Annotated in this window: 7 protein-coding genes; 1 reads left to right on the plus strand and 6 read right to left on the minus strand. The window is 68.9% G+C overall.

Going from position 1 to position 10,142, the window contains the following annotated elements:
• On the minus strand, window positions 1–1,381 hold a 1,381-nt coding region (locus tag VN419_RS09600), incomplete at its 3' end, for a pitrilysin family protein (protein ID WP_325646903.1).
• 178 nt (window positions 1,382–1,559) lie between these two features.
• Here VN419_RS09600 and VN419_RS09605 point away from each other — a divergent pair.
• Window positions 1,560–2,480, plus strand: coding sequence for a M15 family metallopeptidase (locus VN419_RS09605; RefSeq protein WP_325646905.1), 921 nt, complete (start codon window positions 1,560–1,562; stop codon window positions 2,478–2,480).
• Here the strand turns inward: VN419_RS09605 and VN419_RS09610 are convergent.
• From VN419_RS09610 to trpS, 5 genes are all read right to left on the minus strand, one after another.
• Window positions 2,477–5,809, minus strand: coding sequence for a UvrD-helicase domain-containing protein (locus VN419_RS09610; RefSeq protein ID WP_325646907.1), 3,333 nt, complete (start codon window positions 5,807–5,809; stop codon window positions 2,477–2,479). The two genes, VN419_RS09605 and VN419_RS09610, sit on opposite strands and share 4 nt — an antisense overlap.
• A 117-nt stretch (window positions 5,810–5,926) precedes the next feature.
• The gene (locus VN419_RS09615) at window positions 5,927–7,177 is read right to left on the minus strand and encodes an HD-GYP domain-containing protein (RefSeq protein WP_325646909.1); all 1,251 of its coding nucleotides are present in this window, start codon (window positions 7,175–7,177) and stop codon (window positions 5,927–5,929) included.
• A gap of 17 nt (window positions 7,178–7,194) precedes the next feature.
• A complete protein-coding gene (locus VN419_RS09620; RefSeq protein WP_325646910.1) occupies window positions 7,195–7,731 on the minus strand; it encodes a hypothetical protein in 537 nt (178 codons plus the stop codon).
• A gap of 53 nt (window positions 7,732–7,784) precedes the next feature.
• Window positions 7,785–8,993 (minus strand): pyridoxal phosphate-dependent aminotransferase, encoded by a 1,209-nt coding sequence (locus VN419_RS09625; protein ID WP_325646911.1) that lies wholly within the window; start codon window positions 8,991–8,993, stop codon window positions 7,785–7,787.
• 80 nt (window positions 8,994–9,073) lie between these two features.
• The gene (gene trpS / locus VN419_RS09630) at window positions 9,074–10,084 is read right to left on the minus strand and encodes a tryptophan--tRNA ligase (RefSeq protein ID WP_325646913.1); all 1,011 of its coding nucleotides are present in this window, start codon (window positions 10,082–10,084) and stop codon (window positions 9,074–9,076) included.
• Between the last annotated feature and the right edge of the window lie 58 nt (window positions 10,085–10,142).

Genomic DNA, 10,142 nt, shown 5'->3' on the forward strand with positions numbered 1-10,142 from the left:
CGGCCTGGGGCCGGAAGAACTCGCGGTAGATGGCGCCGAGCTGCGTCCGGTCCACGGCGGCGATGGTCGCCAGGTAGTTGGCCTCGCCCTGCTGGCCGCCCTCGAAGGCGTACTGGTGCTGGAGCTTGGAGGCCAGGCCGCCGATGGTCTCCCGCGAGAGGAACAGTCCGGCCTCGATGTTGGTGCGCGCGCGGGCGATCTCCTGGTCGGTGACGCTTTGCGCGTCGAAGGCGGCCAGTTCGGCCGTGAGGGCGTCCCAGAAGGCGGGCAGCTTGTCCGCGTCGAGCACGGCCCCGACCATGAGGATGCCGCCGCGCTCCAGGTTCGAAACGCCCACGCTGATGGAATCCACCAGGCGCAGCTCGTACTTGAACTTGCGGTACAGGCGGGAGGTTTCGTCGCCGCCCAGAACCTGCGCCAGCATGTCCAGGCCGCCCATCTTGGCGGAGGAGAAATCGGGTGCGGGGAAGGCCAGGCCCAGGTGGACCTTGTTCCACATGCCCGGCACCACGGTGAGCCGCGCGCCGGTTTCCGGCTGGGCCGGGAAGGGCGCGGGCGGGGTGAGGCGGCTGGTGTTCCGGATGCCGCCGAGCAGCCGTTCGGCCTCGGCCAGCACGTCGGCCGCCTTCACCCTGCCCACCACGCAGAGGATCATGTTCTGCGGCTGGTACAGGGGGGCGATGTAGTCGCGCATGGACTGGCTGGTGGTGGCGCGCACGGTGTCGCGGTAGCCGATGATGGGCCACTCGTAGCTGGTGCCCTTCCAGAGCATGCCCTGCAGGGTCTGGAACAGCAGATTGTCCGGGGTGTCCTCGCCGCGCTTCAGCTCGGCCAGCACAACTTCCTTCTCGCTCTCCAGCTCCGCCGGGATGAGGGCGGGCTTGAAGGTCATGTCGGCCACCACCGACAGGCCGAGCTTCCAGGCGCTGTCCGGCACCTCCACGTGGTAGGTGGTGTGGTCGAAGCTGGTGGCCGCGTTCAGGCTGCCGCCCGCGGCCTCGATGCGCCGGGCCACCTCGCCGGGCTTCATGCTGCCCGCGCCCTTGAAGACCATGTGCTCCAGCACGTGGCTTATGCCCGCCTGGGCCGGGGTCTCGTAGGCGCTGCCCGCGTGCACCAGCATGCGGATGTGCGCGAGCGGGAAGCGGTCGTCCTCCTTCACCAGCACGCCCAGGCCGTTTTGCAGGCGCACGAAGGTCACGCCTTCGATGCGGTTGTCCGGGGCCTCGGCATTTGGGGGCGGGGCGTTTTGGGTGACGGTCTCGACAGGGGCCGGGCGTTTGGCCTTGGGCGCGGCCTTCTTGGCCGCCAGAGCCCCGGCCGGGGCGGCGATGGAGAACATGAGCATGCTGGCGAGGAGCCAGGAAAGGATTCGGCGCATGAAAGTCTCCTTGGCGTTGACGCGCATGGCGTGCGCGGAAGCGGTCGTTTGATCCTGTGCACGGCCTGCCGGGCGTGGCCAGGCGGGGGCCGTGGCAGCATAGATAAGCCCCTGCGCGGCCGCTGGCAATGGGCGCGGGCGGTTGACCCCCGGCACGCGGAGGACTACCCTCGCTTTCATGCAAAACCCCCTCGCCCAGCGGATTGTGTACGCCCTGCGCTCGCGCAGGGAGAAGCGGCACTGGCTGCGCCTGCTCGGCCTCACGGCCCTGGCTTTGTGGTTTCTTGCCGGGCGGCTGGAGGCGGCGCAGGCCCCGCAGCTCATTCCGGCCAAGGATCTGCCCGTCGAGGCCGCGCTGGACCTTGCCGCGCTGCGGGCCGGCTACCCGGACGCCGTGCTGGGCATGGCGCGCGGTTCCTCCGGCCTGCTGGAACTGGTCCTGGCCGACGGCACGCGGCTGGTCTACGACGACGGCCAGGCGCGCAGCGTGAAGCAAGCCGAGGAAAGCCCGGACATCCGCACCATGCTGGCCCAGGTGTATCCCCTTGGCCCGGCGGATGAGCAGAGCGCGCGCCCGGCTCCGCATTTCGATCCCGGCCGCCGCAGGGTGCAGGCTTTTTTCCTTTCGCTGTACGGGCACAACGAGGCCGAGGTGCGCAAGAACTGCAAAAGCGTGCGCTTCGACGGCCACGGCGCGGCCTTCAACACCCGCCACGGCGCGGCCCAGGCCCTGGAGCGCGTGTGGAAGCGCCTGGAGCCCCAGGCGGCCGCGCACTCGGAATGGTCCAAAGTGCTGCGGCCCTTCGGCGGCACATTGGCCTGGCGGAACATCGCGGCCACCAGCCGCTTGAGCGTGCACAGCTTCGGCGCGGCCATCGACCTGAACCCGCACCTGGCCTACTGGCTCACGGAGCGCCACCCGGAAAAGGTGCCCGCGCAGGTGCTGGCCTTCCCCAAAGAGATAGTGGAGGCCTTCGAGGCCGAGGGCTTCGTGTGGGGCGGCAAGTGGGCGGCCTATGACCTGATGCACTTCGAGTACCGGCCGGAGCTGCTCTTCAAGGCGCGCGTGCTGCGCGGGGAGGTGCAGCTGCCCCGCTAGAACAGCGAGAGGTGGGTCTGCCGGGTCTGGACCTTCTGGGTCAGGGCCGTGCGCCGCAAAAGCCCGGCGGGCAGCTTGGCCAGCAGCTCGTCCAGAAAGGGCGAGGGCTCCTGGGTGAGCGTCTTGCCGTAGAGCATGCGCGAGCGCGCAAAGGACAGGCACAGGCGGCTCTTGGCGCGGGTCATGCCCACGTAGAGCAGGCGGCGCTCCTCGGCCAGAATTTCCGGCTCCAGCTCCGCGTTCGCGTTTCCAAAGCCTGAAAACGGCAGGATGCCGCGCTCCAGGGCGGGCAGGAACACGGCCTCGAACTCCAGGCCCTTGGCCGCGTGCAGGGTCAGGATGCGCACCTTCTGGGCCGTTTGGCGGATGCTGGCGAAGCCCGTCTCCAGGCGCACCCAGTCGAGCAGCCCCACCCAGCCGCCGTGCTCGTCAAAGGCGTGGCACAAGTCGCGGAAGGCCGGGCCGTCCCAGAAAAAGCGGTCAAAGGGCGGGGTTTCGCGCAGGGCGGCGGGCAGCACGCGCGGGCCCTGCAGCAGCAGAAATTCCGGCAAGTCGGCGTCCAGGGCCTCGCCTTCCTCCAGGGCGTCCGCACCGCCCACTCCCTCTGCATCCTGCCTGTCTGATCTGTCGGGCGCGGGCAGGCCGAAGAGCCGCTCGGCCACGCGCAGAATGGCCGCAACGCGCGGCTCCTCCCAGAACACCTCGGCCTCCGGCGCGGAGCAGGGCAGTCCGGCCAGCTCCAGCGCGGCCTTGAGCCGGGGGATGAGCGCGCGGAAGCGCACCAGCACGGCCACGTCGCCCGGGGCCAGCTCCGGCGCGGCGGCGCTGTCCATGAGCGTCAGGCTGGTGCCGCCGATGAGCCTGCCGATGCGTCCGGCGATGAGGCTGGCCTCGTGGCGGGAGTCCGGGGCCTCCAGCAGCTCCAGGTCCCAGGCGCGGCCCGGCAGGGCCCTCAGGCGCGGGGGCACGGGCAGCAGCACCCCGGAGGCGTCCAGGATGCCCTGGCCGCTGCGGTAGTTCTCGCCCAGGCTCACCACCTGGAGATTGGGCCAGCGCTCGGTCAGGCGTTCACGCACATCTCCGGCCGCGCCCCGGAAGCCGTAGATGCTCTGGTCCGGGTCGCCGATGGCGAAGAAGCCCGCCCCGGGCCGTCGCGCCGGGCGCGGGGCGTCGTCTTGGGCTGTGTCGTCTTGTGTGGGGTCGTCTTGTGAGGGGGCTGCCTGGAGTTCAGGGGCCGCGCTTCCGGCCAGGCCCAGCACGGCCTCCAGCTGCAGGGCCGAGAGATCCTGCACCTCGTCCACCAGCAGGTGGGCGAAGGGCGCGCGGAACTCCGGCGCGCGCACCAGGGCCAGCAGAAATTCCAGCAGGTCCGTGAAGTCCGCCTGATTGCGCAGGGCCTTCATTTCCGCCACCTTGGCCCAGGCCTCGGCCGCCAGCGCGGCCTCCGGCCCGCGCAGGGGCTCAAGGGTCTCCCGCGCCAGGGCGTGGCGGCGGAACAGGGCCAGGCGCTCGGCCTTGGGCATGTCCACGGGCAGGGCGGGCAGGGCGGACAGCGCCTCCAGGAACATGCGCCGGGCCGCGTCCTCGGAGAGCAGCACCGGGGGCTGGCCCTTTTGCGCGGTCCAGAGGTCGAGCGCCAGGGAGTGCAGGGTGTCGGCCAGGGGCGGCTCGGTCCCGTCGCCAAATGTGGCGGCCAGGCGCTCGTGCAGCTCGTCGGCCGCGCGGCGGGTGAAGGTGACGATGGCGATGGCTTTGGGCGGCGCGCCTGCCTCAAGCAAACGCAGCACGCGGGCCAGCAGGGTGTGGGTCTTGCCCGTGCCCGGACCGGCCAGCACCAGCACCGGGGCGGCGTCTTCCCCCAGTCCTGCGGCTACGGCGGCCTCCTGGGCCGGGTTCAGGCCCTGGCGGACGGGAGTTCTTTCCTCCGCGGGTGCGGGGTCGCCTTCAGACTCGGTCTCCGGCTCGGAAGGCGTCTGCATGGCCGGGCGGCGGCCCCTGCGCATGGGCATGCCAGCAAGCATGCGGCCCTGGCGCATCTGGGAGCGCTCCTCCGGGGTGAACACGGTGATGACCCCGTACTCGCCATCAAAGCCGGAGCTGCGCAGGACCTTGCCCGCGCGCATGCGCTCCACAGCCTCGGCCAGCACGGGCGCGGCGCGGGAGATGTCGGCCAGCGGCGTTTCGCGCAGGATGGTCAGCTCCGGGCCCAGACGCTCCAGCAGGCGGTAGTATTCGGCGGTGACGGCCTTGCTTCCCGCGCCCACGTCCAGCACCTCGGAGAGCACCTCGCGCAGGGGGATGAGCGAATGAAAGCCGGGCTGGCCCTCGGGCTGGACGGGTTCGGCGCGGTCGGCCAGGGCCAGCACGCGGTGCAGCACGCCCAGGGTGGCGGGCTTGCCGCACACCGGGCACAGGCCCTTGTGCGCCAGGGTTTCGCCGGGCTCCATGCTCCAGTTGCACTTGCGGTGCCCGTCCAGGTGATATTTGCCTTCTTCGGGGAAGAACTCGATGGTGCCCTGGAACTCGCAGTCCCCGGCCTCTCCGGTCCTTTCCTCCTGCGGCAGGTGGGCGCGCAGGGCGGCGCGGATGCCGCCGAAGGACGCCTCGCCCGTGAACAGGTTGGCCTCGCGTCCCAGCTTCTCGCCGGAATGCGCGTCGGAATTGGAGACCATGCGGTAGCGGTCCAGGGCCGAGAGGGTCCAGTTCATGCCGGGGTCGGAGGACAGGCCCGTCTCCATGGCGAAAATGTGGCTGGACAGGTCGCCGTAGCACTCCTCGACCGAATCGAAGCCGCTCATGGAGCCGAAGAGCGAGAACCAGGGCGTCCAGATGTGCGCGGGGATGAGGAAGGCCTCCGGGTGGGTCTCAAGGACCATCTCCAGCAGGTTGCGGCTGTCGAGCCCCAGAATGGGCCGCCCGTCCGAGGCCAGGTTGCCCACCTGGGCCAGCTTGGCGTTCAGCGCCTTGGCCGCTTCGAGGGTGGGCAGGTACACGAGGTTGTGGACCTTGCGCACCTTGCCGCCGCGTTTGTAGATGGAGCTGATTTCGCCCTGGAGCATGAAGCGCGCGGAGCCGCCAAGCTTCATGGGCAGGCCGGGAATCTGCCCTGCGATGGCCCCGGGATCGCGCAGGGAGAGCAGGCCGGAGCCGTCCTCCTTCAGCAGGCGCTCGATTTCGGACAGCCAGCCGGGATGGGTGCAGTCACCCGTGCCCAGCACGCCGATGCCCTTGGCCTCGGCCCAGGCGGCGAGGTTCGGGATGGTGAGCCCCTTGCTGGTGGCGCGCGAAAAGCGCGAGTGGATGTGCAGGTCCGCGGCGAAGTTGCTCATGCAGGTCCTTAAAATGGCCGGAATATGTGCGGATGTACGCCAGCCTGGCTGGCCTTGGCAAGCCTTGCGCCGGGTGGGGCGTGTCCGGCGGCGGTTCCGGCCCTGGCGGGCGCGGGGCTACTGGCGGGGAACCCCGTCGTAGAAGCGGCGGAACTCCGCGGCGGCGCGGGCCTGGGCGGCGCAACGGCGGATGTCCAGCTCGTCCAGGTTGCGGCGCATGAGGGACACCAGCTCCGGATCCAGCGCGCCGTCCACGGCCATCTTGTCCAGCAGGTTCAGGGTTTGGCCGTTGGCCATGCCGACGCGGTAGGGACGGTCCTCGCGCAGGGCGGTGAAGACGTCGGCCAGGCTCATGATGCGCGAGCCAAGGGGGATGTCCCCTGCGGCGAGGCCGCGCGGATAGCCCAGGCCGCCCAGCTGCTCGTGGTGCTGCGAGGCCCAGGCCGTGACCTTCTCCAGTCCGGGCACGCTGGACAGGATGGCCTCGCCCAGTTCCGGGTGGCGCTGCATCACGGCCTTTTCCTCGGCGTTCAGGGGGCCGGGCTTGTCGATGATCTCCGAGGGCACGGCCAGTTTGCCCAGGTCGTGCAGATCTCCCGCCAGGCGCATGGCCACGAGGTCCTCGGCGGGCAGGCCGGCCTTTTCCGCAAGGCACACGGCGGTTTCGGCCACCCCGCGCGAGTGCGTGGCCGTGAAGCGGCTCCGGAAGTCGATGATCTGCGAGAAGGCTGTGGAGGCCTGCAAGAGCTGCCCGTGCGACACGCCGCGCTCTTCGAACAGGTCCGGGTCGTCGGTGAGGGCCTGGGTGGGGTCCGCGCTGGCCAGGGGGGCCCAGAACATGGGGTCGGCCGCCAGGTCGCCCAGGGCCTCCACGGCTTGGGGCTCGAACTGGTAGCCCATGCGCGGGCGGATGTGGCCCATGATCTCCGCAGGCTCGCAGGCCTTGAAGCGCAGGGTCAGCACGTCCAGCCGGTCGGCCAGGTTCAGGATGCCGGAGAGGAACAGCTTGCGTTCGGGCTCGTCCAGCACGGGGTAGCGCGAACGCGGGGTGTGGTGGTGCCGCACGATGACCGCGGCGTCGTCCAGCAGGGGGTTGTCGCGCAGCAGGCGGTAGCCGAGTTCGGCGTGGCGCGCGCCGTCGGCCTCGAAGGACAGGGCCGCCAGCCTGCTCTGCAGGGTGAAGCCGCCCACGTCGTGCAGCACGGCGGCCATGAACAGCTCGGTGCGTTCCTCGCGCTCCACGCCCAAGGCCTTGGCCAGGCGCGAGGCCAGATAGGCCACCCGCTTGTGGTGGCCCACCACCTCGGAACTCATGAGGTCCAAGGCGCCGGACAGGCCGGAGAGAAAATCGAGGAGGCGAACGCCCACGTAGTGCCTGTCCCGGTTTAGAATTTCAGGATGTCCACCTGGATTTCGGCCTTGCCGCCCACCTTGTCCATGGCGCCCTTGAGGTCCATGTTCTTGACGCTGTCCCTGACGCCGGAAACGTCGGCCTTGGGCGTCACCTCCTTGCCGGTGAGGGGATCTACCACCTTTTCCGCGCCGATGCGGAAATTGATGGGCGAGGAGTCCTCCTGCTTGGCAAAGGGCCGCGTCTTGGGCGCGGGGTCGTACTCCGGCACGGTGGCGTTGTCCGCCCCGGCGCGGGGCGGGGCGGGCGGGCCGTACAGGGTGTTGCCCGCGTACGGCTTGGCGAGTTCCTCCCGCGTGAGCCCGGGCTTCTCGGCCTGGAGCTTTTCGGCCTTGGCCTTACCCGCCTTGGTTCTCTTCGCCTTGTCTGGGGCCTTGGCGTTCTTTGGGCTCTGCTTGGCGGAGTCCCGCGCGGGCGCCGCACCTTTGTCCTGGGCGGCCGCGGGGCTGTGCAGCGGCCCTGCCAGGGCCGCGAGCAGCACGAACGAGGCGAAACAGATCAGGCGTTTCATGGTCTCACTTTGGCCGCGCTTCAGGTGGAACCGATTCTTCCCATGTGTGCCTTTTACGCCTGGGCGGCGTACTTCTCAAGCCTGCGCATGGCCTCGGCGATATTTTTCAGTGAATTTGCGTAGGAAAAGCGCAGGAAACCTTCCGCCCCCTGGCCGAAGTCGATGCCCGGGGTCACACCAACGTGGCATTTTTCCAGGATATCGTAGGCCAGCTTGAGGGAGCTGCCGCCGAACTTCTCCGCCCATTTACGGGCATTCGCCAGTACGTAGAAAGCGCCCGTCGGGTCGTGGGCCACGCCAAGGCCCAGGGCCTTGAGCTTGGGCAAAAGGAAGCGCCGCCGCTCGTCGTAGATGGCCTTCATGCGCGCCACATCGGCCGCGGATTCCTTGAGCGCGGCGATGCCCGCGTGCTGGGCCACGGAGTTGGCGCTGATGAAGAAGTTCTGACAGAGCTTCTGCATGGGCCGGATGAATTCCTTGGGCGCCACCAGATAGCCCAGCCGCCAGCCAGTCATGGCGTAGAGCTTGGAGAAGCCGTTCAGCACAAAGGCGCGGTCGCTGAACTCCAGCACGCTGTGCTCTTTTCCTTCGTACACCAGGCCGTGGTAGATCTCGTCGGACACGATGCAGGCGCCGCGGGAATCCGCCAGGCGGCACACGGCGTCCATGCGCTCGGCCGAGAGCAGGGTGCCCGTGGGATTGGCGGGCGAGTTGAGCAGCACGGCCCGCGTCTTGTCGGTCATGGCGGCGGCGATGGCCTCCGGCCGGTACTGGAAGCTGTCGTCCTCGGTGACGGGAACGCGCACGGGCTTCGCTCCGGCGAAGCGGATGAAGTTGTCGTAGCAGGCGTAGGAAGGATCGGAGAGGATGACCTCGTCTCCGGCCTCCAGAATGGTGGAGAAGAGCAGCAGCATGGCCGGAGAGGTGCCCTGGGTCACGATGACCTGGCCGGGGTCCACCTTCGCGCCGTAGCGCTCGAAGAGGTCCTCGCAGATGGCCTCGCGCAGGGGGAGCAGGCCCAGGCTGTGGGTGTAGTGCGTCTCGCCGTCGGCCAGCGCCTTTTTCGCGGCCTCCTTGATGCACTCGGGCGTGTCGAAGTCCGGTTCGCCGATCTCCAGGTGGATGACCTCATGTCCGGCGGCCTCCAGCTTGTGGGCGGCCTCCAAGATGTCCATGACCAGGAACGGGGTGATCTCGCTGGCGCGCTTGCACACGCGGGTGTCGGATGCGCGGTCGTTGGATACGCAGGCGTTCTCGCTCATCGTCTTCTCCTTGTCTTCAGAACGGAAAAAGGGCCGGAACCGGGATCGCGTCGCCCGGCTCCGGCCCTGGGGCGTCCGGGCTAGAAGTCGAAGTTCAGGGCCTTGCGGATGGCTTCCATGTTCTCGGCCGCGCGGGCGCGAGCCTTTGCGTTGCCCTGCTCCAGAATGTGCCACAGGCGGTCCGGCTCGGCCTCCAGCGCTTTTCTGCGCTCATGGATGGGCGTGAGGAAGCGGGTGAGGCTCTCCATGAGCACCTTCTTGCAGTCCACGCAGCCCCAGGAGGCGTTGACGCAGCCCTCGCGGATCTCCGCGCATTTCTCCGGGTCGGTCAGCAGCTTGTGGTAGGGGTAGAGGTTGCACACGGCCGGGTCGCCGGGGTCGCTCCTGCGCAGGCGGTTCTTGTCCGTCAGCATGCCCTTCACCTTGGGGGCGATGTCCTCCAGGGGCTCGCCGAGCGAAATGGAGTTGCCGTAGCTCTTGCTCATCTTGCGGCCGTCCAGACCCGGCAGCTTGGCTTCCTCGGTCAGCATGGCTTTGGGCTCGGGGAAGAAGGGCTTGTCCTCGGCGCAGTAGAGGAAGTTGAAGCGCCGGGCGATCTCGCGCGTCAGCTCCAGGTGGGGCAGCTGGTCCTGGCCCACGGGCACGGCGGTGGAGCGGTAGAGGATGATGTCCGCCGCCATGAGCACCGGGTAGCCCAGGAAGCCGTAGGTGGCCAGGTCCTTCTGCCCGGCCAGCTCCGTGGCCACGTCCTTGTAGGTGGGGTTGCGCTCCAGCCAGCTCACCGGGGTGAGCATGGAGAGCAGCAGGTGCAGCTCGGCGTGCTCCTTCACCTGGGACTGCTGGAAGATGACGCACTTCTCCGGGTCAAGCCCGGCGGCCACCCAATCCACCACCAGGCCGGGCACGAAGCCCTTGACCTTCCTGGGATCGGCGTACTCGGTGGTCAGGGCGTGCCAGTCGGCCACGAAGAACAGGCAGTCGTGCTCCTCCTGCATGGTCAGCCAGTTGGCGAGCACGCCGAAGTGGTGGCCCAGATGAAGCGGCCCGGTGGGGCGCATGCCGGAGACGATGCATTCTTTTTTGGCGGTCATTGCGGTATCGTTCTTTTTTAGAGGGTGGAGTTAGAAAGAGGCGTACATGCCCAGAAGC

It is taken from the genome of Humidesulfovibrio sp. (assembly GCF_035560995.1).
Classification (GTDB): Bacteria; Desulfobacterota; Desulfovibrionia; order Desulfovibrionales; family Desulfovibrionaceae; genus Humidesulfovibrio.

Excerpts from the sequence above, each read along its gene's own strand:
- VN419_RS09625 (WP_325646911.1), bottom strand. The coding sequence starts at position 8,993 with ATGAGCGAGAACGCCTGCGTATCCAACGACCGCGCATCCGACACCCGC.
- VN419_RS09610 (WP_325646907.1), bottom strand. The coding sequence starts at position 5,809 with ATGAGCAACTTCGCCGCGGACCTGCACATCCACTCGCGCTTTTCGCGC.
- VN419_RS09620 (WP_325646910.1), bottom strand. The coding sequence starts at position 7,731 with ATGAAACGCCTGATCTGTTTCGCCTCGTTCGTGCTGCTCGCGGCCCTG.
- trpS (WP_325646913.1), bottom strand. The coding sequence starts at position 10,084 with ATGACCGCCAAAAAAGAATGCATCGTCTCCGGCATGCGCCCCACCGGG.
- VN419_RS09605 (WP_325646905.1), top strand. The coding sequence starts at position 1,560 with ATGCAAAACCCCCTCGCCCAGCGGATTGTGTACGCCCTGCGCTCGCGC.